The organism is Burkholderia sp. IT-111MI5 (genome assembly GCF_949752865.1).
Taxonomy (GTDB): Bacteria; Pseudomonadota; Gammaproteobacteria; order Burkholderiales; family Burkholderiaceae; genus Burkholderia; species Burkholderia pyrrocinia_C.
On record NZ_CATKIF010000073.1, the window covers coordinates 103,790 to 130,533 of the forward strand.

Consider the following 26,744-nt stretch of genomic DNA (forward strand, 5'->3'; position numbering starts at 1 on the left):
GCATTACTTCCACTGGTACAGCATGCCGGCGCCGATCACCTTCTGACCGCCGCTGAAGCCGCCGTTGATCGACGCCTTCAGGTTCTCCGTGATGCGGGCCTGCATGTTGACCGCCATCGCCTTCTGGCCGAGGAAGGTCGACGTGCCGACACCCATCCCGAAGTTGGCGTCGCGATCGAGCTGCGGGATCGACGCCATCGCGCCGACGGCCGCGATACCCTGCTTCGCCATCTGGTCGGTCTGCTGCAGTTGCGAACCCAGCGAGTTGATCTGCGCCTGCTGGCCCGACAGTGCCGTCGACAGCGTCGTCTGCACCTGCGTCAGCTGGTTCACGTTCACCGCGTCGGTGCCTTGCGTACCCGGTGCGACGTTCACGATCTGGCGCTGCTGCGTGTCGCTGCCGACCGAGACGACGTTCTGGCGGCCGCCGTCCGTCGAATTCGCGCCGATCGCCACCGAGTTCGAGCCGGCGGTGACGGTAGGCTTGTCGGAGCCGGTTCCGTTCATGTCGGCCGCGATGCCGTTGGAATTGAGCGAGCGCGTCGTGTTGTTGTTGAGCGTCGTCGACAGCGAGTTCAGCGTGTTGTTGATGTTCGTCACGCCGGTCGACAGCGAGGCGACCGTGCTGTTCGTCGAGCTCAGTCCGGTGGACAGCGAACCGATGCCGGTCGACGTCGACGTGGACAGCGACGACACGTTGCTGTTCGTCGAGCTGAGGCCCGTCGACAGCGAGCTGATCGCGGTCGAGGTCGACGTGGACAGCGACGTCACCGAGCTGTTCGTGGTGCTCAGTCCGGTGGACAGCGAGTTGATGCCGGTCGACAGCGACGAGATGTTCGACGCGGTCGACGTGGACAGGTTCGTGATCGCCTGGTTCGTCGCGTTGAGCTGGCTGCCGTTGATCGCGTCCGTGCTGCTGGCCGAGATCCGGCCGGCGGCGACGTTCGTGATCTGGCGTTCCTGGCCCTGCGCGCCGACGCTCACCACGCCGACCGGCGAGCTGCCCGCGAAGAAGTACGTGGCGCCGCCGATCGTGGCGCTCGACGTCGGGTTCGCGGCACTCGTGACCGAGTTCGCACCGAGCGCGATCGAGTTGGCGACGTTGGCTTGCGCGTTCGTGCCGAAGGCGAGCGCGTCGGCGGCCGTGGCCTTGGCAGCCGAGCCGTAGGCCTGTGCGCCGGTGGCGCTGGCCGTGGACTGGCTGCCCAGCGCGATCGTGTTGTCCGCGGTGGCCTGGTTCGAGCTGCCGAGTGCGAGTGCGCTGGCGCCGTTTGCGGTGTTCGCGTTGCCGAGCGCCACTGCGCCGTTGCCGGTCGCCGTGTCGTTCGCGCCCATCGCTACCGCGCCGGTGCCCGTCGCGATGCTCGGATCGCCGATCGCGACCGCGCCGTCGCCGCTCGCGGTGTTGCCGGAGCCGATCGACACGGCCTTGCCGCCCGTTGCCGATGCGTTCTGGCCGATCGCGACCGCGCCTGCCGACTGCGCGTTCGAGCCGTCGCCGACTGCGACGCTGCTTGCGCCCGCCGCGCTGGCGTTGACGCCGGCGGCGAGGGCGTTGGTGCCGGTTGCGCCGTCGTTGGCGTAGTTGCTTTGCTGCGTGCCGTTGTCGTTGACGCTGTAGTAGTGCGTCTTCGCAGCGTTGATCGCGGTTGAGGTCGACGTGGACAGCGACGCCACCGAGCTGTTGGTCGACGAGAGGCCGGTGGACAGCGAGCCGATGCCGGTCGACGTCGACGTGGACAGCGACAGGATCGTGCTGTCGGTCGAGCTCAGGCTGGTCGACAGCGAGTTGATGCCGGTCGAGGTCGACGTGGACAACGACGTGATCGAGCTGTTGGCCGACGAGAGGCCGGTCGAAGTCGACGTCGACAGGGAGCTGATCGAGCTGTTAGCCGAGGACAGGCCGGTCGACGTGGACGTCGACAGCGACGCCACCGAGCTGTTGGTCGAGCTCAGGCCCGTGGACAGCGAGTTGATGCCGGTCGAGGTCGAGGTGGACAGTGACGTGATCGAGCTGTTGGCCGAGGACAGGCCCGTCGAGGTCGAGGTCGACAGCGACGTGATCGAACTGTTAGCCGAGGACAGACCGGTCGACGTGGAAGTCGACAGCGACGACACCGAGCTGTTGGTCGAGCTCAGGCCGGTGGACAGCGAGTTGATGCCGGTCGAGGTCGACGTGGACAGCGACGTGATCGAGCTGTTGGCCGAGGACAAGCCCGTCGACGTGGAAGTCGACAGCGACGTGATGGAGCTGTTCGCCGACGACAGGCCGGTCGAGGTCGACGTCGACAGCGAGTCGATCGAGCTGTTGGCTGAGGACAGACCGGTCGAGGTCGAAGTCGACAGCGACGTGATCGAGCTGTTGGCCGACGAGAGGCCGGTCGAGGTCGAGGTGGACAACGAGGTGATCGAGCTGTTGGCCGACGAGAGGCCGGTCGACGTCGAAGTCGACAGCGACGTGATCGAGCTGTTGGCCGACGAGAGGCCGGTCGACGTCGAAGTCGACAGCGACGTGATCGAGCTGTTTGCCGACGAGAGGCCGGTCGACGTGGAAGTCGACAGTGACGTGATCGAGCTGTTTGCCGACGACAAGCCGGTCGAAGTCGACGTGGACAACGACGTGATCGAGCTATTCGCCGAGGACAGGCCCGTCGATGTGGAAGTCGACAGCGAAGCCACCGAGCTATCGGTCGAGCTCAGACCGGTGGACAGCGAGCTGATGCCGGTCGAGGTCGAGGTGGAGAGCGACGTGATCGAGCTATTCGCGGACGACAGACCCGTCGAAGTCGACGTGGACAGTGACGTGATCGAGCTGTTGGCCGACGAGAGGCCTGTCGAGGTCGAGGTGGACAACGACGTGATCGAGCTATTCGCCGACGAGAGGCCCGTCGAAGTCGACGTGGACAACGAGGTGATCGAGCTGTTGGCCGAGGACAGGCCCGTCGACGTGGAAGTCGACAGCGACGCCACCGAGCTATCGGTCGAGCTCAGACCGGTGGACAGCGAGCTGATGCCGGTCGACGTCGACGTGGACAGTGACGTGATCGAGCTATTCGCCGACGACAGACCCGTTGACGTGGAGGTGGACAGCGACGTGATCGAGCTGTTCGCGGACGACAGCCCCGTCGACGTGGACGTCGACAGCGAGGCCACCGAGCTGTCGGTCGAGCTGAGGCCTGTGGACAGCGAATTGATGCCGGTCGAGGTCGAGGTGGACAGCGACGTGATCGAGCTGTTTGCCGACGACAAGCCCGTCGACGTCGAAGTGGACAGCGACGTGATCGAGCTATTCGCCGACGACAGGCCGGTCGAGGTCGAAGTGGACAGCGACGTGATCGAGCTATTCGCCGACGACAGACCGGTCGAGGTCGAGGTGGACAACGACGTGATGGAGCTGTTGGCCGACGACAAGCCCGTCGAGGTCGAGGTGGACAACGACGTGATGGAGCTATTCGCCGACGACAGACCGGTCGAGGTCGAGGTGGACAACGACGTGATGGAGCTATTCGCCGACGACAGGCCGGTCGAGGTCGACGTGGACAGCGACGTGATCGAGCTGTTCGCGGACGACAGCCCCGTCGACGTGGAAGTCGACAGCGAGGCCACCGAGCTGTCGGTCGAGCTCAGACCGGTGGACAGCGAGCTGATACCTGTCGAGGTCGAGGTGGAGAGCGACGTGATGGAGCTGTTAGCCGACGACAGACCCGTCGACGTGGACGTCGACAGCGAGGCCACCGAGCTGTCGGTCGAGCTGAGGCCCGTGGACAGCGAATTGATGCCGGTCGAGGTCGAGGTGGACAGCGACGTGATCGAGCTATTCGCCGACGACAGACCGGTCGAGGTCGAGGTGGACAACGACGTGATCGAGCTGTTGGCCGACGAGAGGCCCGTCGAAGTCGACGTGGACAACGACGTGATCGAGCTATTCGCCGACGACAGACCGGTCGAGGTCGAGGTGGACAGCGACGTGATCGAGCTATTCGCCGACGACAGACCGGTCGAGGTCGAGGTGGACAACGACGTGATCGAGCTGTTCGCCGACGAGAGGCCCGTCGAGGTCGAGGTGGACAACGACGTGATCGAGCTATTCGCCGACGACAGACCCGTCGACGTCGACGTGGACAGCGACGAAATGGCACTGGTCGCGGTACCAACCTGTTGGGCAACCGAATAAAGCTGGCTGCCGTTGATCGCGTCGGTACTGGTCTGCGTCACCTGGCCGGCGGCGACGTTGGTGATTTGTCGCTCGTTGCCCGGGCTGCCGACGCTGACGGTGCCGACTGGCGCGGCGCCTGCGAATCCACCGAACGTGACGCCGTTGACGGTCGCGCTGCTCGTGGGATTGGCTGCGGCGGTTTGCGAGTTGGCGCCGAGCGCGACGGAATTGTTGGTGCCGGCGGTGGCACCGCTGCCGATGGCGACGGCGTCGGTGCCGGTCGCGACGCTGTCGGCACCGGTCGAGTTCGCGTGGAAGTACTTGATACCCTGGCTGTTGATGTTGTTGATCGCCGAGCCGACGCTGTTGGCGGTCGACGTCGTGCCGTTCGCGTTGTAGGTCGTATACGCCGGCGCGGAGACCGTCCCGGTCGTCGGGTCGTACGTGGAGCCGCCGCCAAGTGCCGACGCCGTGCTGTTGCCGAGGTTGTCCGTCTTGGTCGTGACCGTGCTCAGGCCGGTCGACAGCGAGCCGATCGAGCTATTGGCCGACGAGAGGCCGGTCGAGGTCGAGGTCGACAGCGAGCTGATCGAACTGTTGGCCAAGGACAGGCCGGTCGACGTGGAAGTCGACAGCGACGACACCGAGCTGTTGGTCGAGCTCAGGCCGGTGGACAGCGAGCTGATGCCCGTCGAGGTCGAGGTGGACAGCGACGTGATCGAGCTGTTGGCCGACGACAGCCCCGTCGACGTGGAGGTGGACAGCGAGGTGATCGAGCTGTTGGCCGACGAGAGGCCGGTCGAAGTCGAGGTGGACAACGACGTGATCGAGCTATTGGCCGACGAGAGCCCCGTCGACGTCGACGTGGACAGGGAGCTGATCGAACTGTTGGCCGAGGACAGGCCCGTCGAGGTCGAGGTGGACAACGACGTGATCGAGCTGTTGGCCGAGGACAGGCCGGTCGACGTGGAAGTCGACAGCGACGACACCGAGCTGTTGGTCGAGCTCAGACCGGTGGACAGCGAGCCGATGCCAGTCGAGGTCGAGGTCGACAGCGAGGTGATCGAGCTATTCGCCGACGAGAGGCCCGTCGAAGTCGAGGTGGACAGCGAGGTGATCGAGCTATTGGCCGAAGACAGGCCCGTCGACGTGGAGGTCGACAGCGACGACACCGAGCTGTTGGTCGAGCTCAGGCCGGTGGACAGCGAGCCGATGCCCGTCGACGTGGAGGTGGACAACGACGTGATCGAGCTGTTTGCCGACGACAGACCGGTCGAGGTGGAAGTCGACAGCGAGGTGATCGAACTATTGGCCGACGAGAGGCCCGTCGAGGTCGACGTGGAGAGCGAGGTGATCGAACTATTGGCCGACGAGAGGCCCGTCGACGTCGACGTGGACAGGGAGCTGATCGAACTGTTAGCCGACGACAAGCCCGTCGACGTGGAAGTCGACAGCGACGCCACCGAGCTGTTGGTCGAGCTCAAGCCGGTGGACAGCGAGCCGATGCCGGTCGACGTCGACGTGGACAGCGACGTGATCGAGCTGTTCGCCGAGGACAAGCCCGTCGACGTGGACGTCGACAGCGAAGCCACCGAGCTGTTGGTCGAACTCAGGCCGGTGGACAGCGAGCTGATACCGGTCGAGGCCGAAGTCGACAACGACGTGATCGAGCTATTCGCCGACGACAGACCCGTCGAAGTCGACGTGGACAGGCTGGCAATGCTCGACGTCGTCGTGCTGGCGACCGCAAAAAGCTGGCTGCCGTTGATCGCGTCCGTGCTGGTCGCGCTGACCAGGCCGGCGGCGACGTTCTGGATGCGCCGCTCCGCCCCGGCCGCGCCGACGCTGACCACGCCGGCGGCGGAACTCGCGCCGGCATAGGTGCCGAACGTCTGACTGCCGATCGTCGTGCTGCTGACGGTACCGGTGCCGCCGGTGGCGGTGTTCGCGGTGCCGGTCGTGACGGCATTGGAACCGAGCGCGACCGAGCCGGCGACGTTCGCATTGGAACCGGAGCCGAAGGCCAGGGCGTTGGTGGCGCCGGAAACCGCGGTGTCGCCGATCGCGACGCCGCCGGCCGCGGTGGCCGTGCTGCTGTTGCCCAATGCGACCGAGCCTTGACCGGTCGCGGAATTGGCATTGCCGATCGCGATGGCGCCTTGGCCGTTCGACGAGTCGTTCGCACCGAGCGCGACGGCGCCCGTACCGATCGCCGAGTTCGGGTCGCCGATCGCGACCGCGCCGTTGCCCGTCGCCGTCTGGCCGCGACCAATTGCAACCGCGCCGCCGGCAGCCGTGCTGCTGTTTGCCGTCGTGCCGCTCGAGCCGATCGCCACGTTCTGCCCGGTCGCGCCAGACACGACACCGTCGCCCTGGGCGATGCCGTATGCGCCGTTGACGGTCGCGCCGCGGCCGACTGCGATACCCGACGTCGCGGTCGATGCGACGGACGACTGCCCGCCGATCGCGATGCTGTCCGAAGCGGCCGACTGCGCGCCCTTCGTTGCGTTGCTGCCGATGGCGATCGAGCCCGCGCCCGACGCGATGGTCGAGTTCGCTTGCGACAGCGGCGTCGTGCCGTTGCCGCCCGCACCGCCGATCGCGACCGAGTTCAGCGCGTTTGCCGTTGAGCCGAAGCCGAGCGCGGTGGCGCCTGCGCCGCTCGCGGTGGTTTCGAGGCCGGCGGCGACGCCCCACAGGCCGGCCGACGACTGCATGCCGGTGGCGACGGCGCCGTTGCCGGTCGCTTGCGCGAAGGAGCCGTAAACCGTGACGCCGGTCCAGCCGTTGCCGTTGGAATTACAGCCGGCCACGACCGAATACGTACCGGAGCCGTCGCCAGCCTGGTTCGCCGTGCCGCCCGGGTTGACTCGGCCGACTGCGCCGTTGCTTCCCGTAAAGCAGGTCTGTTGTGTGTTGAGCGTGTTGGCCTCGGCGAGCCCCGGCAGGCCGATCGCCAGTGCTGCGACTGCGGCGACCACGACGGCCGACTTGTTCGGCTTGCCCCGTGCCGAATCGATTTCCGATGCCGCGACCCAGGCGCCAAGAGCTTCGTTCCAGATCGAGCGGTATGTGCGGTTCATGTCCTACTACCTCCAAATGTGCACGCTACACACCGGTCTCTTTTGTTAGAGGAATACTCCGTGCGCTCGCGCGAATCTCAAAATTGATGGGCGGAGTTTATTGGAGGTGGATTTTATTAATTGCTAAATAGTGATAAATGGAGGGTTTGAAAAGTTAAAAGATGGTCAATGGATCGTGTTTTTATGTATCCAGGAAGAATGAATATGAAAGGTGTAAGAATGTTACGTGTAGGGCTTTGGTTTTCCTCGGTCACGTCGTTAATATCTATAAAAATCAATGACTTGCGTGTGTTTTGTGCGGTAGATGACACAAGAAATGGGCGAATACGTAAGACGAATGAAATAGCAAACGTTTGCGCGCGAGATCATTCTTTCATTTTTGTAATGTCAGATGGCGCGCGGATTGATAATGTATTGAATGTCTTGTTTTCTTATTAAGTTGTGATTTGATGATTGATTGATTTTTGTTTTATTTGATTTTGTATAAATCAATTTAATTCGAAATGACGAATATCGGTCTGTGCCGATTTGCGCATCTCGTCCGCCGTCGCTGCCCGTGCGGCGGGCGTTCCGGGCCGGCTGGGTCGTCGAATTTGTAAAAAATTGCTACGAAAATTGCTACAAAGCGACAGATTGGAGTCTTGGAGTCCAACTATCGGATTTGTCCTATTGACGATATCGGTGATGCCGGTTTCCGAGCGAAATTGAGAGGCATGCCGGACAGCCGGGGAGACGGCCCCGCAGCGGTGTCCCGCGTGGCGTCTCGACAGGGGCGTCAAAGACCATTGGTCAGCGCCCTCACGCCGTGGGCGCGCCGAATCGTCGGAGGAAAAAAGGCGGGAGAAGATGTATCGGGCGCGCCACATTCGGTCCACGGATGTGAGCCGAAGCGGTCGCTCACCGCATGCAATGAGCCGGCTTCGAGCAGGAGGGGCGTCGATTCGTCCGGAGTGCGACGCAAGCGTTCCGGATCGAATCGGCCGCAGCGGCGACGATCAGCCCACGCCCAGCACGAAGAGGCTTGCCCGCATGCCGGTGGCCGCGCCCCTCGACCTTACTTCTTGAGAAACCGCAGCGCGAACCGCGCCATCCGCGGCACGAACATCGGGCGCAGCAGGCGCTTGTCGTAACCGGCCATCCGCCGGTCGTTCTCGACGAGACATAGCTCGATCAGCTCGCGCGGGTTCAGCGCATCGCCGATGTCGGCGGTGCCGGTTGCCGGGAAGTTCGCGTCACGCGCGACGCCGTCGGCATCGATGCCGCGTGCGATGCCGATGCGGTCGCGGATCAGGTGCACCCACACGGCCGCGACGCGCGCGAAGAACCACGGCCGGCGCCACCACGGGATCGTGCGCCAGTACCACGCGTACCAGTTCGCGAAGAACAGGATGTGGCGGCCTTCTTCCTGGATCACCGGCTCGAAGGTGTCGACGAGTTCGGGCGGGAAATAACCGGAGCGCTGCGCGGAGCGGAACAGGCCGAACGCGAAGAAGCTGTCGATACATTCGCTGAAGCCCGTCATCATCCACGACCACTCGGGGTCCTTCGGCGCCGGGTAGGCTGGCTCGGGCGCGAGCCGGATGCCGTAGGCCTCGACGAGCTTCGACAATACGACCTTGTGGCGCGCTTCCTCGCCGCCGTCCATCTCGAGCGCGCGGCGCAGCAGCGGATCGTCGATCGTCGCTGCGTAGGTCGCGACGCGAATCGATGCACGGCCTTCGGTTTGCACCGCGATGTCCCAGATCGGCAGCGACGTGAGCCGCCTGAGCTCGTCGGGCTTGAGCGCCGGCCAGTCGATCACGGCCGGCTTGTACGGGTTGTGTGTGTCGAGCAGCATGCGACAGAACATCTGCTTGTGCGCATCGGAACCGATCCTGACCGGACCTTGACTCTCGAAGGTCCAGTTGCGCATCGCGTGATCTGCGGCTGCGTGCTCTTCCTGCAGCGTGTCAGTCATGGCTGTTGTTATGCGATTACGGGTCGAAAGATTCTTGCATAGCTTCCGTAAACGCGTATTTTCGTGCGGCCATGCGCACGCCGGCCACGCGTGCGTCACGCGTGCGTGTCGACCCAGAGGCGGCCCCAGCGGGACGCATAGGCGAGCGCGTGTTCCTCTTCGAAGAAGAAGTCGATCGCGTCGAACGAAACGGAGCGCGGCGACGGGCCGCCGCCCGCCCGCTCGATCGTCAGGTTGGCGGCGAACAGCCCGTTCGGCAACCGGGCGGCGGCGGGGGCGACTTCATAGCCCTTGTAGCGGATCGTACGGTTCATGGCGTGCGCGGAGAAAGTTCGGACTTTCAGCGTACGAAAACCCGCAGGCCGCGTGAACCAATCTTTCGGCCAATGCAAATCACGCGGCGGGCCGAATCGATATCGACGGGGCATGCCGGGGAAGGGGATTCGACGCGAAGCGTCGGTGTGGTTTGTGCGTAGCGCGGTGCCGGCGCGCGCTGCACATCGCCGCGCGTCCGAAGACGCGCCGCCCGCGCACGGCGAACCTTGTCGGCCGGGCGCGGGCGGCGGAGTGAACGGGATTACTGGTTGGCGACCTTCAGCACGGGGGCGAGCGCGTCGACCGATGCCGCGTGCGTGGTCGCGCGATGCGACGCGAATGCGAGTGCGAACTCGGCGGCTTGCGCGCCGACCGTCTCGAGCTGTGCGACGACCTTCGGATCCGAGCAGCTGTCGGCGCTTTCGAAACGCGTTTCGAGCGTGTTCACGGTCGCGCCGAACGGCGTCGGCCAGCCGCGCAGCGCATGGACGATCGAACGCAGCGACGTCAGCACGGTGCCGGCTGCCTGCCAGCCGTACGCGGTGACGATCAGGCCGACCGCGCGGCCGTCGAGATAGGGGCGCTCGTCCGCGCGCAGTTCCTCGAGCGTGTCGAGTGCGTTCTTCACGAGGCCGGAGACGCCGCCGTGATAACCGGGCGTCGCGATGATGATCGCGTCGGCCTGGCGCACGGCGTCGATCAGTTCGCGCTGCGCGTCGGTCAGCGTTTTGTGTTCGGGTGCGTAGTGCGGCAGCGTATGCAGGAACGGGCCGTCGAACAGGCGCGTGCGTGCGCCGGCGGCTTGCGCACCGCGCAGCGCGAACGACAGCGCGCGTTCGGTCGACGACGCTGCTCGGGTGGTACCGCCGATGCCGACGACGAACGGGCGGCGGTGTTGATCGAATGCAGTCAAGGGGCGCTCCTCGGGGATGGCTTGCCCGGCTAAGCACAGGCTTAAAACCAGATGGTAACGACCCCATCGCCACTCTGAAAACGACTTTTCGTTCTATCGATATGCCGCGCGGCGGGGGCAATCGTGTGCGCGGCCGCGCAGATCGATAGCAGAAATGCTTGGTTGGGACGGTGCGCCGCGGTCGATAAGATGGGCCCGTCTCCTCCATGAATGTCTCTACTGACATGGGTTGGCCCCGCCGCGCGGATGCAGGCGGGGCTTTTTTTCGTCCCGGTCAGGAAAAGGGGCGCGATGCCGGCGGACGTCGCCGGTTACTCGAATACCGGCCGGAAGAAGCTGCGTTCGTAGCTGACGATGCAGCGCGTTTCCTCCGCATAGCGGAACGCGGCCTGGCATGCCGGATCATCCTTCGAGCGTTCGCGGTAGCGCTCGTACTCGGCGAGGCTCGGGAACGAGAACATCGCGAGCGCGATGTCGTTCGCACCTTCGGACGGCAGGAAATAGCCGTGATGCGTGCCGCCGAACTTTTCGACGAGCGGAATCCACATCTTGCCGTAGGTTTCGAACTGGTCGAGCTTGTACGGATCGATGACGTAGCGGAGGAAGCAGGTGACCATGTGCGCTCGCGGTGCGGTGACGGAACAGCGAGTCTGGATCGCGTCGCCGCAGGTGTCAACGGAGCACCTGCGGGGCGTCGACGCCGTCGCGGGATTCATTGCTTGCGCGAACAACGATCGGCGCATTTTCATGCGTTCGCAACGACGCTGGCAGAGCGGCGGAACGTACCGTCGCCGCCGTTTTTTCCGCGCGCGTTTCCCCGAACTTTTACGACATTTTTTCTTGCGAGGGCGGTCGGCGCGCTCCTAGACTTCGGGCATCCCAACCACGGAGCACTGCGATGTCGATACCCTGGAACGCGATTGCCGAACGTCTCCCTGCTGCGCCGCCTTCCGCGTGCGCCGACCGGGTGGTCGTACGGCGTTTCGATCCGGCAGTCGACAGCTATGCGCAACTCACGCCGATGCTGCATCGCGCGTTCGCGCGGCTCGGCGCGATGGGGCTCAACTGCACGTGCGTCGATCAGGACGAGGACGTCACGCGCCGTCGCGCGGAAGCGGGCGAGTGCTACGTCGCCGTGCGTGGCGGACGCGTGATCGGCACGGCCACGCTGTATGGGACCGATCCGTCTTCGGCCTGCTCGCTGTACCGGCAGGAAGGCGTCGCGAGCGTGCGCCAGGTGGCCGTGGATCCCGATTGCCAGAGCCGCGGGATCGGCGCATTGCTGCTGTCGTTCGCCGAGCAGTGGGCCGCGTTGCGCGGCTATACGCTGCTCGCGCTGGATACGCCGCATCCCGCGTCGCATCTGCTGGCGTTCTACGGCGCGCAGGGTTTCGAGGTCGTCGACGTGATGCGCTTCGCCGGCAAGCGCTACGACAGTGCGATCCTCTGCAAGCGGCCCGTCGCGCAGGTCGTGCGCCGCGTGTCGCCTGCGTCGCGGCTGGCCGTGCGCGTGGCAGCCGTGCGGCGTCTGGCGCATGCGTTGCCGGCACGCGTGGTGGCAGTGGCACGGCGCGACCCGCGCGTACGCCGTGGCGCGGGATGGGCGGCGCGCCGCGCGGCCGGCGCCGCGAGCTGCCGTTCGACGCCGTGGCGGCCGCGCCAGCACGGGCGCTACACGTTCGGTTGAGCGCCGCGCACCGGCTCTTTTTCCCGGTTTTACCGCGTAAACGTCGTATGAGCGGAGTGTGGCGCTTCCGCTCGTGTACGGCCCATCAGACACCCCCGCCGCATCGCGGCGAAACCGATGTTTACGCGCTTTTTATGCTTTGCCGCGATCTTCACGCGAACCTTCACAAGATGGTTCAAGTGAAAACGGATGCTGCGCGATCGTGCGCGCGATGGTGTCGGCCAGCGAAGAGCGAAGCCGAACGCCGTCACGACGGTTCGTCGCAGTGACGCGTTGCGACCGTCGAAAGAAATAGGTGTGCCGGATAAACGCTGCATAAAGACACGCGGCGGGCGAGTCGCGTCACTCGTCGCGGTTGCGTGACTCGCCGCCGCTTTTCGCAAGCCGCCAGGCAATCGTGCCGAGCGCACCGACCGCGATCACCAGCGACGCCCACAGCACGTAGCGGCGCTTCGCGTCCGTATCGGCCGCCGCCGGCGCGACCGCCGATACCGGCAGCGCCGTGCCGACGCGCGCGGGCCGGACTTCGGGTGCCATGCCGACCAGCAGCGCATCGCGACCGACGGCCGACGACACGAGCGACGCATCGCCGACGCCGAGCGTAAACGGCGGCGCACCGCGTGCGACGAAGGTCAGCGCCGCCGGATGCCAGCCGATCGCGACGGCCGGCTGGCCGGCGCCGAATCCGCCGTTGCGCATGTCGACGACGATCCGCCACGCGCGATCCGTGTTCGCCGCGAACTCGAGCGGCGGATTGCGCTGCTCGCCGGCCTTGCCCTGCAGCCGGAACAGCACGCCGCCTGCGACGTCGCGCCACGGCGCCTGCGTGTCGGCGCGGCTTTGCAGCGTCGCGCGCGCGACGGTGTTCGGCTGCGGCAGGTCGATGCGCACGCGGTCGACCGGATACGCGCCGTCGGTGTCGAACAGATACTCGCCGGGCGTGCTGCCGGCCCGTACGTGCGCGGCGTCGCGCCATTGGCGCGGCACAGATGCGGTGTCCGTCCCGCGCGCGTCGCGCGGATGCGTCTCGACGTCGATCGACGCGATCGCGGGCGCGCCGTCGAGCCAGTCCAGCCGCAGGTAGCGCGGCGCCGCACCGTCGAGTGCGATGCGTTCCTGCACCAGCATGTCGCCGCCGCGGCCGACCTTCAGCAACTGCGTGCTGCCGAGCGAGCGCCAGTTGCGCAGATCGTCGCTGGCATCGACGGCGACACGCCCCTGGTAGCTGTCGTCGCCCACGTGCACGAGCAGTGCGTCGATGTCGCCGTTCGCACGCGACAGGTCGACGAGATCCGCGCCGCGCTTTGCCGGTGCCGGCGTGGCGACGGCCGCGCGCAGCGAGCCGTCCGGGCCGACCGTCACGCCGAGCGGCGCGTTGCCGTTATCGGCGCGCACCGGCGGCAGCGGGAACCAGTGCACCGGCGTGCGCGACGTCGGCACGGCGGGCGCGGCCGCGGCGGGTGCGTCGAGCGAATACGGAACCGGCTCGCCCGCGCCGTTGAAGACGCGCACGTCGCCGAGGTCGTCGCGCCGGCTGGCCGCATACACGGGCTGCGGCACGGTGAGCTGGTAATACGCGGCGTTGCCGTCGAGGTCGAGCGAGAAGCGCTGCGCGACGCGCCCGGCGCCCGGCGTGCCGTCGGCGGCCGCGAACGACGCGAGCAGGCTCAGTCCGAGCAGGGCGGCGAGTCGTTTCATTGCGGGTCGTCCCGTTGGGCCGCGGCCTTCGGCGGCAGCGGCGAGAAATAGCCGATCAACAGCAGCAGCACGCCGATGCCGATGAACGACACGATGCGCTCGATGCCGGTCACGTGCGACAGGTCGAACAGGAACAGCTTGACGACCGTGAGCGCGAGCAGCGCGGCGCCGACGAACCACAGCGGGCGCAGCCCGCGGCGCGTGGCCCAGATCGTTGTCGCGAGCGCGCAGACCGTCCAGTACACGGACACCGACGCCTGCACGAGCGTCGATTCGGCCATCGCACCGAATTCGTACGGCACGCCGGCCCAGTGATGCAGCGTGCGCAGCATCAGCGCGTTGAACCACAGGAATACGGTTGCGATCGCAACATAGTCGACCGCGCGCGGATGCCACGCGATGCCGAGCGTCTTCAGTCGGCGCAGCCACGCGGCGAATGCGACGAAGACCAGGAACTGCGCGATGTCGAGCGGATTGAGCAGCGGCAGCCAAAAGAGCGGCGATGCGTCGCCGTCGCTTGTCACGCTGGCAATGCTCCACAGCCACAGCAGCGCGGCGAGCGGCGCCGCGCCCCACACCTGGTAAGCGCGCGGGAACGCGGCGACGGGCCAGCGCAGGCGCGAGCCGGGGCCCGATACGAGCAGGAGCAGCGCACCGAAACCGTAGGCCCACGCGCTCCAGCTCCACGCGCCTTCGGGCACGAATGCGCGCAGGCGCCAGAAGCCGTCGAGCGACAGCAGCCCGCACAGCGTCCAGAACATCAGCGTATGCAGCGGCGCGATCACGCCTGCGGCGATGGATGGGCCGATGCCGGATGCCGCACCCTGCGCGGCATCGGCGCTTGCCGGTCCGCGCGACTGGCGCCACAGCAGCGCAAGACCCGCGCCGACGGCGACGGGCCACGCGAACGCGCCCATGCCCGACAGCGGTGCTTCGTACGCGTCGAACGCGCGCAACGCGAGCAGCGCCAGCACCGGCGTCAGCGCGAGCGCGGGCCATTCCGCGAGCGGCCATGCCAGCCGGCGGCGCGCGACGTGCGCGAGCCACGCGGTGCCGGCCGCGAACAGCGCGGTTGCGTCGACGACGAAGCGGTCGGCATGCAGGTCGACGTGACGGCTCGCGTAGACGAGGATCTCGTGCAGCCCGCCGCTCACCCACCACAGCAGCCCCCATGCCGCGGCCGCGGCGCCGATCTCGGGCATCCACGCATGCCACGCGCGCGCTTCGCCGCGCCCGTGCAGCCACCAGCCGGTGAACAGGCCGGCGAGCGCGATCAGCAGCATCGCGATATACGGGCCGTTGAGCACGGGCAGCGCGGTTGCGTCGGCCGGCCCGAGCAGGCTCGTGAAGAACGCGCCGGCCGCGGCGACCTGCATCAGCAGGCCGAAGCCGAACGGCAGCAGGCGCTTCTGGCGCACCGCGAGCCACACGACGGCCGCGCCTTCGATCGCCCAGGCGGCACTCGTCGTCGGGCCGGAAAACGCGAGCGGCACGGCCAGCGTCGCGAAGATCACCGCGAGCGCGAGCATCGCTTCGAACAGCAGCGCGAGACGGTCGCGGCGCCGCGCGAGCCATGCGGCGACCGCGACGTAGAACGCCGACAGCGCGACGGCGCTCCACGCGAGCCCGAACGGCATGCCCTTCACGAGCGACGCCTGCAGCGCGGTCGCGACGATCGGCGTGCCGAACACGAGCGTGCCGTCCACGTAGTGCCGCAGCGCGAGTTCGCGTTTCACTGCATACAGCAGCGCGATGCCGACATACATCAGGAAGAACAGGATCAGGAACGGCTCGGTGCTCGCGAACAGCGCGGGGCGGTAGGCCGTCACGCCCCACGCCGAACCGATCGTGAACGTGAACACGAAGCCGAGCAGGTTCAGCGGGCGCCATGCCTTGAACCACGCGATCGCGAAGATGCCCGCGTTCAGCAGCGCGTAGTAGCTGAACAGCGCGACATGGTTGCCCTGGCCGGTCGACAGCAGCACCGGCGCGAGAAAGCCGCCCGCGCTGCCCATGAACGCGAGCGGCAGCGCGTTCTGCCTGACCGCGAGGAACGCGCTCAGCGCGCAGACCGCGACCATCAGCGGAAACGCGGCGCCGACGGGCAGCAGCGCATAGAGCTTGGTCGCGGCGAAGATCGTCAGGTACAGGATGCCGATGCCGCCGCCTTGCAGCACGAGGCCGTATGCGGCGCGGCGCGCGCGCACGCGCCAGCCGATCGCGAGCAGCGCGGCCGCGGCGAGCGCGGTGCCCGCGAGGCGGAATTCGATCGGCAGCATGTTGTTGTCGGCCGCGTACTTGAGCAGGAACGCGACGCCGAAGAACAGCACGACGATCCCGACGCGCACGACCGTGTTGCCGCCGAGCAGCCAGTCGCGCGCGGCACTGAATGCACGTTCGGCGATGCCGGGTTCGCGCGGTGCGGGCGGGGTGGGGCGGACGGGAGTTGCGGGCGCGTTCGCCGTTGCGTGGGCGGCGGCGAGAACGGGGGCGGCCGCTGCGGTTGCCGGTGCCGCGGCCGGCGTCGGCACCGATGTCGATGCCGGCATGCCCGCGCGCGCCGCGGCTGCGATTGCGGGTTGCACAGGCGGTGTCGGTGGCGTTGCCGAAGCAGCGGGTGAGAGCGGAGCGGACGAGGCGCCGGCCGCGCCGGACAAAGGCGTTTGCGCGGCACTGCCGGCGGCGGCCGCACCGGCCTTCGCGCCGGCGAGCTGGCCGCGCAGCGAATCGAGTTCGCGCGTGAGCGTTTCGACGGTCGCTTCGAGGCGCGCGACACGATCGACGAGCGGCGGTGGCGTCGCGGGCATCGCGAACGCGTCGGGCGCGGCGCTGTCGTTTTTGGGTTTGTGTTGCCGCAGCGCGTGACCGATGCAGAATCCGACGACGGCGCCGAGCAGCGAGCCGTTCGCGGCCGAGAAATCCCCGATCAATGCGGCGATGCCGCCCACGATGAAGCCGATTACGGCGAATGCCCAGTTCAACGCCTTACTCCCTCTCTCGTATCGTTATCGTCCTTCGCTCGCGGTTCGCGCCGGATCGAGGCGGGTTCAGCACGGCCGGCAGGCGAACCGGCATGCGCGCCGTTGGCGGATCGTCGTGCGCGAGGCGCGCGGCAACAGCGCGATCGGCGTGTTTGCCGGCAATGTATCACAGCGGGCATGCGGGATTTTCTGGGTTGCGGAGAGGCCCCGATGCGTGCCTGATCTTCGTTGATGACGATCGCGCGGCACGGTTTTTTCTGTACGGTCATGCTTTTTGCGGGGGGCCGACAGGCACGGCGAGACGGCCGCCGGGATGCATTGATCTGACGACAGTCGCGACGCCGGCTGATCGGACGTGAAATTGTCGCAAAACGACGCGCGCCCGATGCGGATTGGCGCGAAAAAACATGCGATTCGCGCCGCGCTGCTGCGCACAAGCTCCGCGTGCGATGCCCGTCGTTATTGGGTGTGCGCGTATTGCGCTGCCGCAATCGGGGGGCGCCGCGTGCCGCGGCCCGCCTGGCGGGGCTGGAGGCCGTGTCGTATTTGCGCAAGCGTTTGTCGTAATTCGTCGGCAGGCCGGGGTTTTTTCTAGCAACTATGTAGGCACGCTATGACTCGCGTGAGTCCCCGCTACACGAGGAGAAGGTTTCGATGGATGCCCCCAAGGTCGTAGTCGAAGGTCTGTGCAAGGTGTTTGGAAACAACCCGAAGCAGGCGCTCGACATGCTCGCCGCCGGCGCGACGAAGGACGAAGTGCTCAAGCGCACCGGTCAGGTCGTCGGCGTACACAACGTCTCCTTCGATGTGCAGGAAGGCGAAATTTTCGTGCTGATGGGCCTGTCCGGCTCCGGCAAATCCACGCTGATCCGCCTCGTGAACCGGCTGGTCGATCCGAGCGCCGGCAAGGTGCTGATCGACGGGCTCGACGTCGCGTCGGCACGCCGCTCGGCGCTCACCGCGCTGCGCCGCAAGGACATGAGCATGGTGTTCCAGTCGTTCGCGCTGATGCCGCAACGCACCGTGGTGTCGAACGCCGCGTTCGGCCTCGAGGTCGCGGGCGTCGGCAAGAAGGAACGCGAGCGCCGTGCGATGGAAGTGCTCGAGCAAGTCGGCCTCGCGCCGTTCTCGCACAAGCTGCCGTCCGAGCTGTCGGGCGGCATGCAGCAGCGTGTCGGCCTCGCGCGTGCGCTGGCCGTGAACCCGTCGCTGATGATCATGGACGAGGCGTTCTCCGCGCTCGATCCGCTCAAGCGCAGGGAGATGCAGGACGTGCTGCTGCAGCTCCAGAAGGAGCAGCGCCGCACGATCATGTTCGTGTCGCACGATCTCGAGGAAGCGCTGCGCATCGGCAGCCGCATCGCGATCATGGAAGGCGGCCGGCTCGTGCAGGTCGGCACGCCGCAGGACATCATCGCGAACCCGGCCGACGACTACGTGCGCGCGTTCTTCGACGGCATCGACACGAGCCGCTACCTGACCGCCGGCGACCTGATGCAGACGGGTGCCGTGCCGACCATGTCGAAGTGCGATGCCGCGAACGTCGCGGCGGCGCTGAACGGCAGCGACGAATACGCGTTCGTGCTCGACGGCCAACGCAAGATCCGCGGCTTCGTCACGCGCGACGCGATCGGCGATGCGTCGCCGTCCGTCCGTCCGATCGAAAGCATTCGCCGCGACGCGACGCTCGATCACGTTGTCGCCCGCGTGGTGGCGAGCCCGAACGCACTGCCCGTCGTCGACGACGACGGCTGCTACTGCGGCTCGGTCGACCGCGCACTCATCCTGAAAGCCATCACGCGTTCGCGAGGTTCCCATGTCTGAAATGATTCCGCTCGGTACCTGGGTCGACCAGTCCGTTCACTACCTGCTCGACCATGACGCCAAGACATTCGACGCGATCGGCCAGGCGATCGAGGGCCTCGCGGCGCTCGTCGAACACGGCCTGCAAGCGATCCCGATGTGGCTGATGATGGCGATCTTCATCGGCGTCGGGCTATGGCGGGTGGGCTGGCGTTTCGCGCTGTTCACGACCGCGTCGCTGCTGCTGATCTTCGCGACGGGCTTCTGGGACCAGACGGTCATCACGCTCGGCCTCACGCTGTCGTCGACGATCATCAGCCTCGTGCTCGGCATCCCGCTCGGCATCTGGGCCGCGAAGAGCAAGTGGGTCGCCGCGATCGTGCGTCCTATCCTCGACCTGATGCAGACGATGCCCGCATTCGTCTACCTGATTCCGGCCGCGATGCTGTTCGGTCTCGGCCGCGTGCCGGGGATCCTGTCGACGGTGATCTTCGCGATGCCGCCTGCGGTGCGCCTGACGAGCCTCGGCATCCGCCACGTGAACCGCGAGATCGTCGAAGCCGGCCAGGCATTCGGCTGCACGCCGTGGCAACTGCTGTACAAGGTGCAGTTCCCGAATGCGCTGCCGTCGATCATGCAGGGCGTGAACCAGACGATCATGATGGCGCTGTCGATGGTGATCATCGCGTCGATGGTCGGCGCGGGCGGTCTCGGCAACGACGTGCTCGCGAGTATCCAGCGCCTCGACATCGGCCTCGGTTTCGAAAGCGGTCTGTCGGTCGTGCTGCTCGCGATCATTCTCGATCGCATCACCGAAAGCTTCGGCCGTGCACCCGGCACCGTGAAATCGCCGCTGTTCTCGGGCCTCAAGCAGCTTTTTCGCGCGAAGGCCACACCCGCGCAAGCCTGATTGACCGGCGGCCGGCCCGTCTTCCGGCCGCCTTCCCTGATTCGATAACCGCTTCCGCGGCGTTTGCCGCGGGGCTGGCCGCTCGTAACCTGTTCGACAGGAGTCCGATGTGACGTCCGCCGCCGCTGTCGCGCCCGCCGCCTGCGTTTCACCGGTTTCGTCCCTCGCCCATTTCGGCTTCCTGACGCTGCCGAACTTCTCGATGATCGCGTTTTCGAGCGCGGTCGAGGTGCTTCGGATGGCGAACTACGTCGGGCGCGCCGATCATTACAAGTGGTCGATCTACTCGCTCGACGGCGCGCCGGCTCATGCCAGCAACGGCATCGCGGTGCGGCCCACGCAGGCGCTCGACTACGAGAACCTGCCCGACGTGATGATCGTGTGCGGCGGCATCCGCATCCGCGATGTGGTCGACGAGGGCGCGCGCGATACGCTCGCGGCGCTCGCCGAACGCGGGCTGCCGCTCGGCGGCATCTGCACGGGCGCGTATGCGCTGATGTCGAGCGGGCTGCTCGACGGCTATCGCTGCACCGTGCACTGGGAGAACCTGTCCGCGCTGCATTCCGAGTTTCCGCAGGTCGGCTTCGCCGATGAGCTGTTCGTCGTCGACCGCGACCGGCTGACCTGCACGGGCGGCACCGCGCCGCTCGACCTGATGCTGAACCTCGTCGGCATGCGGTTCGGCCAGCAGCTTGCCGCGCAGGTGTCGGAGCAGTTCATCCTGGAGCGCATCCGCAGCTCGACCGACACGCAGCCGATTCCCGTCGATGCGCGCGTCGGCTTCTCGCGTGCGGAGCTGATCGAGGTCGTGCGGCTGATGGAGGCGAACATCGAGGAGCCGCTGTCGCTCGAGGAACTCGCGCGGCTCGTACGGTTGTCGCAGCGGCACCTGCAGCGGATGTTCAAGGTGTACCTGAACGTGTCGCCGACCCACTATTACCTGACACTGCGCCTGAAACGCGCACGCGACCTGCTGCGCACGACCGATGCGTCGATCGCGCGCGTGACGACGGTCTGCGGTTTTCATTCGCCGTGTCATTTCAGCAAGGCGTACCGCGCGCAGTTCGGCCATGCGCCGAGCTACGAGCGCAGGCTGCCGGGGCGCTGACTGTCCGTAGTCTTCAAGGTCCGCGTCGCCGCCGGGATCGCGGCGCGCGGCTTCAATAAACGATCCCGCATTCATGCAAACGACATCACTTTGAGGAGAAGAAAGATGAAGCGCCTATTGATCGCAGCGGTGTGCGGGATCGGGATAACCGCGCCGATGTCGGCCGTTTATGCGGCCGATCCGCCCGTATGCAAGAACGTGCGCTTCGCGGACGTCGGCTGGTCCGACATCGCGGCGACCACGGGCCTCGCATCGACGATGCTGCAGGGGCTCGGCTACAGCCCGACGAAGACGATCGCATCGGTGCCGATCACGTTTGCCGGGATCAAGAGCAAGCAGATCGACGTGTTCCTCGGCTACTGGTCGCCGACGATGGACCCGATCATCCAGCCGTTCACGAAGGCCGGCACGATCAAGGTGCTCTCGACGCCGAACCTGACCGGCGCTAAATACACGCTCGCGGTGCCCGACTACGTGTACCAGGGCGGCCTGAAGTCGTTCGCGGACATCCAGAAGTACGCGGACAAGCTGAACGGCAAGATCTACGGGATCGAGCCGGGCAACGACGGCAACCTGCTGATCAAGAAGATGATCGACGGCAACCAGTTCGGCCTCGGCAAGTTCAAGATGGTCGAGTCGAGCGAGGCCGGGATGCTGGTCGAGGTGAACCGCGCGATCCGCGACAAGCAGTGGATCGTGTTCCTCGGCTGGGAACCGCATCCGATGAACGTGCAGATGAAGATCGACTACCTGAGCGGCGGCGACGACGTATTCGGCCCGAACTACGGCGAGGCGAAGGTGCTGACGGCAACGCCGCCCGACTACGCGCAGCGCTGCCCGAACGTCGCGAAGTTCGTGTCGAACCTGCAGTTCACGACGACGATCGAGAATCACGTGATGATGCCGATCATGAACAAGGAAGACCCGAACAAGGCGGCCGCCGCGTGGCTGAAGGCGAACCCGCAGGCGCTCGACAAGTGGCTCGCGGGCGTGACGACGCTCGACGGGAAGCCGGGGCTGCCGGCGGTGAAGGCGTATCTCGGCGTGCATTGAGCGTCGACGTGGCTGGCGCGCCTGCTGAAGGCGGCGCGCCGGCGTGATGAAGCGCGGCCCTCCCGCATCGTGCGGGCGGGCCGCGTTGCTTTTGGTGTGGCGAAGCAGCGCGCGAGGACGAAGGTCACATCCCCTTCGTCGCCGCCGGCACGTCGAACACGCGATCGAACGCCCACTGGAATACGAACGCATAGCAGAAGAAGAACGCGAACAGCCCGATATCGACGACGAACGCGTCGAACCACGAGATGTCGAGCCACCACGACACCACGGGCACGAGCATGAAGATCAGCCCGCCTTCGAATCCGGTGGCGTGCAGGATCCGCCGCCCGAGCGTGCGCGCCGGCTGCCGGCGCGATGCTTCCCAGCGCTCGAACAGCGCGTTGAAGATCATGTTCCACAGCAGCGCGATCGCCGACATCGTTGCCGACAGCGCGCCCGAATAGACGAGGTCCTGCTTGAAGATCGCCGCGATTACGGGCGAGATGCAGGAGATGGCGATCGCTTCGTAGAGCACCGCCTGCGTGATCCTGCGCGGTAGGCCTTGCACGTGGTTTCTCCGGTTCGACGGCAACCGCCGCGGCACCGTGCCGCGACGTTCCGCAAGGCTATTCGCGTTGCACGCCTGCTTCAATTCACCTAATCTCACCCCGATTGAATCGAATTCAACCCGGCCGCATCCGGCCCGCGAGGCTCCGTGTTCTCGAAAATTCCCCTGACCGCATTGCGTGTATTCGAGTCGTCGGCGCGGCTCGGCACGTTCAAGGCCGCCGCGGACGAACTGTCCGTGACGCCGGCCGCCGTGTCGCACCAGATCAAGTCGCTCGAAAGCCGGCTCGGCGTGCTGCTGTTCGAGCGCGGCGCGAGCGGCGTGCGGCTCACGGCGGAGGGCGAGCGGCTGTTTCGCGCGAGTCACGATGCATTGCTTGCGCTGAGCCGCGGGCTCGATGCGGTGCGGCCCGAAGCGGCCGACGAGCGCACGCTCGTGCTGACCACCACGCCCGCATTTGCAGCGATGTGGCTGATTCCGCGCCTGGGCCGGTTCCGCCGCGTCGATCCGCAGTTGAACATCAAGGTCGAAACCGGCAACGCACTCGCCGATCTCGAACGCGACGCGCGGATCGATCTCGCGATTCGCGCGACGTCGCGCACGTTTCCGGCGCTGCACGAGATTGCGCTGATCGACGAGTATTTCGGTGCGTATGCGGCTGCCGGGTTCGATGCGCATCGTTCGGACGAGCGTCTCGACTTGATCGAGACCGTGTGGGATACGCCGCTGCCCGTGTCGATCGACTGGGCGTCGTGGTGTCGCGCGGCCGGTCGCGACGCGTGGCTCGAACGCGCGGTGTTCAGGCATTACGACGACGAGCAATACGCGCTGCAGGCCGTGTTGCTCGGGCAGGGCGTCGCGTTGTTGAGTTCGGTGCTGGTGGCCGAGCACGTCGAGCGCGGCGCGTTGATGCCGATCGAGCCGTCGGTGCGGCTCGACGGTGCGCGCTTCGTCGCGCTGTGCCGGCCCGGGCGGGAACGCGAGCCGCAGGTCAGGCGGTTTCTCGACTGGCTTGAAGCGGAAATCGCGCACACGCGTGCGGCGGTGGCGCGGATGGCGCCGGGCGACGGCTGCGCCGACGAGCCTATGGATGCGCGATCCGGCGAGTGACCGGAAACCCGGACGTGTCGGCCTCCGGGTGCCCGCGTTACGCCGTCACCCGAACCTGACGCAATACACCGGCGGCAAATGCGCGGACACCATCTGCCAGTTGTCACCGCCGTCGCCGGACGTCCATAACCCGCCGGTCGTCGACGCCATCGCGAGGCGCGTGCCGGAATCGTCCACCGCGAGCCCGTGCCGGTACACGAGGTCGTACGCGGGCGCGGCCGGCAACCCGTTCGACAGGCTCTCGAAACTGCGGCCGCCGTCGCGCGTGCGCGTGACGACGAACTGGCCGTTCACCGGAATCCGGCACGCATCCTTCACGGCCGGCACGAACCACGCGGTGTCCGGTTCGTGCGGATGCACTGCGACCGCGAAGCCGAAGCTCGAAGGCTGCGCCTCGATCCGCCGCCAGTGCGCGGCGCCGTCGGTCGAGCGGAAGATCGCGCAGTGATGCTGCGTCCACAGCACGTCCGGGTTGGCCGCGCACTGCACGACGCGGTGCGGGTCCTGCACGTTCGGCTCGCCGCGCCGCTCGGGCGGCATGTAGTCGGCTTCCATGCCGTCGGCGGTCACGCGCCAGGTCGAGCCGCCGTCGATGGTCTGCCAGACGCCGCCGCACGAGATGCCGACCGTCACGTGCCGGCTGTCGCGCGGATCGACCATCACCGAATGGATGCCTGGCGCGTCGTACCCGCCGCCGCCCCACTCGGCGCGTTCCGGGCGATCCCACAGCGGGCGGTTGAGCACCCACGAGTCGCCGTAATCGTCGGAGCGGAACAGCCCGCCGGGTATCGTGCCGGCCCACAGTACGCCCGGCTCGTCGGTGCCGCCGGCTTCGAGCGACCAGATCTGCTGAAGCGTCCAGGGCGGCTGCGGCGGGGCGGGGGGCTCGTCGTCAGCGTCGCCCGTGCCGGCACGGGCGACGGCGCTGGCGGGCGGTTCGTCGGCAGGCTGCGGCGGATAAACGGGGACTGCGCATTCTTCCCAGTCGGTGGCGCCCGCTCGCCTGCGATGCAGCTTTACGCCGAAATGGCCGAGGTTGAGCGCGGCGTACAGCGTTCCGTCGCGCGGGTCGGCGAGTGCCATGCTGACCGGTTCGCCGACGAAATGCGGTTTGCCGAGCGTCCAGCCGCCGAAACCGTCGGGCTGCAGAACGAACAGACCCTTGCGGGTGGCGACGAGCAATCGATCGTTCATGTTGGATGTCTCCTGATTGCCTGGCCGGGTGCGTCGGCGTTTGGTCGGGGCTGATGCATAAGTCCCTTTATCCGCCCGTCAGCGCCTGCACGACATAAACCCGACTGGCGTCGCCGAGCGCATCGGACAGGCGTTGCCGGTCGCGCACCGGCTGGCCGTCGATGAATACGGAGAGATGCTTGCGCAGTGCACCCTGGTCGTCGACGATGTAGCCGCGCAGTCGCGGCTGCTCGCTGAAAACGGTGTCGAATGCTTCGCCGAGCGTGTGTGCATCGATCTCGCGCTCGGGTGTTTCGACGTGCCGCTGGATCGAAGCGGCGAAGAAGATATGCGCCATGGCAGTGGCTGGCAGGAGCCGCGCGAAAGGGACGGTTTGTAGTTTAGGCGATCCGATGGAAGCTGAAAGTCAGGATGGCGTCGCATGGGTGCTGCTGGTCCGGCGTGCGCCGGCCGTGTGCCGCTAAACCGGAATCGACCGCCCCCGCACGCGAATCCCGAGCCGCACGACGCCGATCACCGCATTCGACAGCCACGTGAGCAAACGCGGCATCCCGCGCCGGCGGATATCGAGCAGCAGCACGATCCGCACTTCATCGCTGTCGTTCCATGCCTCGTGCATGAACGTGTCGTCCCACAGCAGGAAGCGGCCTTCGTCGAGCCGGTATTCGCGGCCATCCACTTTCAGCACGGCGGCCGGCGTGCCGTCCGCGCGCTTCGGCATCGACAGCACGAGGTAGCCGCGCAGGATGCCGCGAAACGGCCCGCGGTGCGGCGGAATGTGCTTGCCCGGCGCGAGGAACGACAGCGATGCGGACAGCACGTCCGGCGACGCCGCGACGATCGACGCCACGGTCGGGCAGCGTGACAGGTTGCGCGAGAACGGCTGGCCGTACGCCTGCATGATGAACATCCGCCAGTCGCGCGCATCGTTGGCCGAGATGTCGTACTGCTCGCGCATGATTTCGTGGAAGCGCGGGATACGCGGCATGTCGCGCGCCACCGCAAGCGCTTCCGCGCGGATGGCCGGCCACTCACGCATGAAACGCTCGGCGTCCGGGAACGCGGCCATATCGAGCACCGCGCCGCCGTCGATATGGCGGTCGTACAGCGTGCGGAGCAGGCCGGCTGCATAGTCGTAAGCGGCGGACATGGTCGATCGATGGGCGATCCGTATGAGGTGGCGTCAGTCTGCCCGAAGCGCGGCGGGCGCTGCGTTACGTCAGGTTACGCCGGCTGACGAAAGAATGACAGTTCGATGAATGTCCGGCCCGAGCGGCCCGGGAAGCCGGGAGGCCGCATGGTTCGAACTGCGAAGCGCGGGAATAAACGAACGCCTTCCGTCGTCATACGGGTGTAGCACATCGTCTCGTTGACTTCTGAAGGAGTAAACCATGAACACGCATTGGCTGGTGGCCGCCACGGTGGTGGCGATGTCTGTCGCGGGTGTCGCGACGCAAGCGTCGGCACAGGCGCTCACGCGCGCGCAGGTCAGGCAGGAACTGATCGACGCCGAAAACAACGGGCTGCGCTTCGTGACCGATACGTCGTATCCGGACGTGAGCCCGCTCTTCCAGCGGCAGGTCGAACAGATGCCGCAGCGTCAGTCCAGCACGGCGGTCGGCAGCGATCCGGCCGTTTCATCCGAAGCAGGAAAACCGGCGGCGATGTCGCCGCGCCAGCGTCCGGCCGCGTGCGTCGGCCCTGCGAGCTTCTGCACGATCTATTTCGGAAGCTGACAAACCGGCCTGCATCCGCAGGTTCGGCATTCACAACGGTTGATCGATACGGAACATTGAAGGAGTTGATGATGAAAGCATATATCGTAGTACTGATGATGATCGGGGCGATCGTCGGTCAGTCGGCATTCGCGCAATCAGCCGCGCCGCTGACGCGCGCGCAGGTTCGTGACGAGCTGATGCGTCTGGAAGCGGCCGGATATGACCCGGCGAAGGGAGACGACGGCGAGTATCCGGCGGACATCCAGGCCGCGGAAGCGAAGCTCGCCGAGCAGGATCGGGCGCGGCAGGCGGCTGCCGCCATGCATGCGCCGGCCCCCGGTATGCCGGCTCAGATCAGCAACTAGGTGTCGATATGTACGCGTGTGGCTTCTGGCCGTCGTGTTCGCGGTACGGTAATCCGCGTGCGCTGCGCGCCGCGCGACGTGGCCGAAGGGCGCCTGCCGCCATGCCGCTCATCGCACGCCGCTTCGCGCGGCGTCGCGATCAT

At 66.6% G+C, this 26,744-nt stretch carries 18 protein-coding genes and 1 pseudogene; 8 read left to right on the forward strand and 11 right to left on the reverse strand.

The features are described 5' to 3' along the window. Window positions 1-3 precede the first annotated feature (3 nt). From ACM6JT_RS34935 to ACM6JT_RS34955, 5 genes are all read right to left on the reverse strand, one after another. On the reverse strand, window positions 4-7,239 hold the full coding sequence (locus ACM6JT_RS34935) for an ESPR-type extended signal peptide-containing protein (protein ID WP_414858260.1): 7,236 nt from the start codon (window positions 7,237-7,239) through the stop codon (window positions 4-6). 1,054 nt (window positions 7,240-8,293) lie between these two features. Next, window positions 8,294-9,196: a hypothetical protein gene (locus ACM6JT_RS34940; protein ID WP_034180844.1), complete on the reverse strand. Its 903-nt coding sequence runs from the start codon at window positions 9,194-9,196 to the stop codon at window positions 8,294-8,296. 95 nt (window positions 9,197-9,291) lie between these two features. Then, window positions 9,292-9,510, reverse strand: coding sequence for a hypothetical protein (locus ACM6JT_RS34945; protein WP_034180843.1), 219 nt, complete (start codon window positions 9,508-9,510; stop codon window positions 9,292-9,294). A gap of 263 nt (window positions 9,511-9,773) precedes the next feature. After that, complete coding sequence (locus tag ACM6JT_RS34950; RefSeq protein ID WP_034180842.1) at window positions 9,774-10,424, reverse strand: NADPH-dependent FMN reductase; 651 nt, start codon at window positions 10,422-10,424, stop codon at window positions 9,774-9,776. A 311-nt stretch (window positions 10,425-10,735) separates the two neighbouring features. Further along, window positions 10,736-11,041, reverse strand: a complete 306-nt coding sequence (locus tag ACM6JT_RS34955) for an NIPSNAP family protein (RefSeq protein WP_034180841.1) — start codon at window positions 11,039-11,041, stop codon at window positions 10,736-10,738. A gap of 281 nt (window positions 11,042-11,322) precedes the next feature. On the opposite strand from ACM6JT_RS34955, the gene ACM6JT_RS34960 reads away from it, so the two are divergent. Then, complete coding sequence (locus ACM6JT_RS34960; protein ID WP_105390272.1) at window positions 11,323-12,111, forward strand: GNAT family N-acetyltransferase; 789 nt, start codon at window positions 11,323-11,325, stop codon at window positions 12,109-12,111. A gap of 342 nt (window positions 12,112-12,453) precedes the next feature. Here the strand turns inward: ACM6JT_RS34960 and ACM6JT_RS34965 are convergent, their stop codons facing one another. Continuing rightward, window positions 12,454-13,809 carry a DUF3999 domain-containing protein gene (locus tag ACM6JT_RS34965; protein WP_175750139.1) on the reverse strand — a complete coding sequence of 452 codons (1,356 nt, stop codon included), beginning with the start codon at window positions 13,807-13,809 and terminating at the stop codon, window positions 12,454-12,456. Then, complete coding sequence (locus tag ACM6JT_RS34970; RefSeq protein ID WP_414858183.1) at window positions 13,806-16,790, reverse strand: DUF2339 domain-containing protein; 2,985 nt, start codon at window positions 16,788-16,790, stop codon at window positions 13,806-13,808. Before ACM6JT_RS34970 ends, ACM6JT_RS34965 begins: the two co-directional genes overlap by 4 nt. Window positions 16,791-17,156: 366 nt before the next feature. Here ACM6JT_RS34970 and ACM6JT_RS34975 point away from each other — a divergent pair. From ACM6JT_RS34975 to ACM6JT_RS34990, 4 genes and pseudogenes are all read left to right on the forward strand, one after another. Beyond that, window positions 17,157-18,614 (forward strand): annotated as a pseudogene (locus tag ACM6JT_RS34975) (quaternary amine ABC transporter ATP-binding protein); the annotation flags it as partial. Next, entirely contained in the window at window positions 18,607-19,503 is an 897-nt protein-coding gene (choW, locus tag ACM6JT_RS34980; protein ID WP_034180836.1) for a choline ABC transporter permease subunit, read from the forward strand. The pseudogene ACM6JT_RS34975 and the gene choW, both read left to right, overlap by 8 nt. Before the next feature lie 109 nt (window positions 19,504-19,612). Then, the gene (locus tag ACM6JT_RS34985) at window positions 19,613-20,611 is read left to right on the forward strand and encodes a GlxA family transcriptional regulator (RefSeq protein WP_414858184.1); all 999 of its coding nucleotides are present in this window, start codon (window positions 19,613-19,615) and stop codon (window positions 20,609-20,611) included. A gap of 105 nt (window positions 20,612-20,716) precedes the next feature. Then, entirely contained in the window at window positions 20,717-21,664 is a 948-nt protein-coding gene (locus tag ACM6JT_RS34990) for a choline ABC transporter substrate-binding protein (protein WP_034180834.1), read from the forward strand. A 124-nt stretch (window positions 21,665-21,788) separates the two neighbouring features. On the opposite strand, the gene ACM6JT_RS34995 is transcribed toward ACM6JT_RS34990, so the two are convergent. Then, a complete protein-coding gene (locus ACM6JT_RS34995; protein WP_414858185.1) occupies window positions 21,789-22,214 on the reverse strand; it encodes a PACE efflux transporter in 426 nt (141 codons plus the stop codon). A gap of 147 nt (window positions 22,215-22,361) precedes the next feature. On the opposite strand from ACM6JT_RS34995, the gene ACM6JT_RS35000 reads away from it, so the two are divergent. Then, window positions 22,362-23,324 carry a LysR substrate-binding domain-containing protein gene (locus ACM6JT_RS35000; RefSeq protein ID WP_131947437.1) on the forward strand — a complete coding sequence of 321 codons (963 nt, stop codon included), beginning with the start codon at window positions 22,362-22,364 and terminating at the stop codon, window positions 23,322-23,324. Window positions 23,325-23,369: 45 nt separating this feature from the next. Here the strand turns inward: ACM6JT_RS35000 and ACM6JT_RS35005 are convergent, their stop codons facing one another. The 3 genes from ACM6JT_RS35005 to ACM6JT_RS35015 all read right to left on the reverse strand — a co-directional run bounded on the left by ACM6JT_RS35005 (window position 23,370) and on the right by ACM6JT_RS35015 (window position 25,668). Beyond that, window positions 23,370-24,518 (reverse strand): WD40/YVTN/BNR-like repeat-containing protein, encoded by a 1,149-nt coding sequence (locus ACM6JT_RS35005; RefSeq protein WP_414858186.1) that lies wholly within the window; start codon window positions 24,516-24,518, stop codon window positions 23,370-23,372. Window positions 24,519-24,585: 67 nt separating this feature from the next. After that, a complete protein-coding gene (locus ACM6JT_RS35010) occupies window positions 24,586-24,855 on the reverse strand; it encodes a MoaD/ThiS family protein (protein WP_105390279.1) in 270 nt (89 codons plus the stop codon). Window positions 24,856-24,978: 123 nt separating this feature from the next. Continuing rightward, window positions 24,979-25,668, reverse strand: coding sequence for an aspartyl/asparaginyl beta-hydroxylase domain-containing protein (locus tag ACM6JT_RS35015; protein ID WP_217590211.1), 690 nt, complete (start codon window positions 25,666-25,668; stop codon window positions 24,979-24,981). A gap of 241 nt (window positions 25,669-25,909) precedes the next feature. Between ACM6JT_RS35015 and ACM6JT_RS35020 the strand changes: the two genes are divergently transcribed. Together ACM6JT_RS35020 and ACM6JT_RS35025 are read left to right on the forward strand one after the other, a co-directional pair. Continuing rightward, window positions 25,910-26,254, forward strand: a complete 345-nt coding sequence (locus tag ACM6JT_RS35020) for a DUF4148 domain-containing protein (protein ID WP_034180828.1) — start codon at window positions 25,910-25,912, stop codon at window positions 26,252-26,254. Window positions 26,255-26,325: 71 nt separating this feature from the next. Then, complete coding sequence (locus tag ACM6JT_RS35025; protein ID WP_414858187.1) at window positions 26,326-26,601, forward strand: DUF4148 domain-containing protein; 276 nt, start codon at window positions 26,326-26,328, stop codon at window positions 26,599-26,601. Window positions 26,602-26,744: the final 143 nt, after the last annotated feature.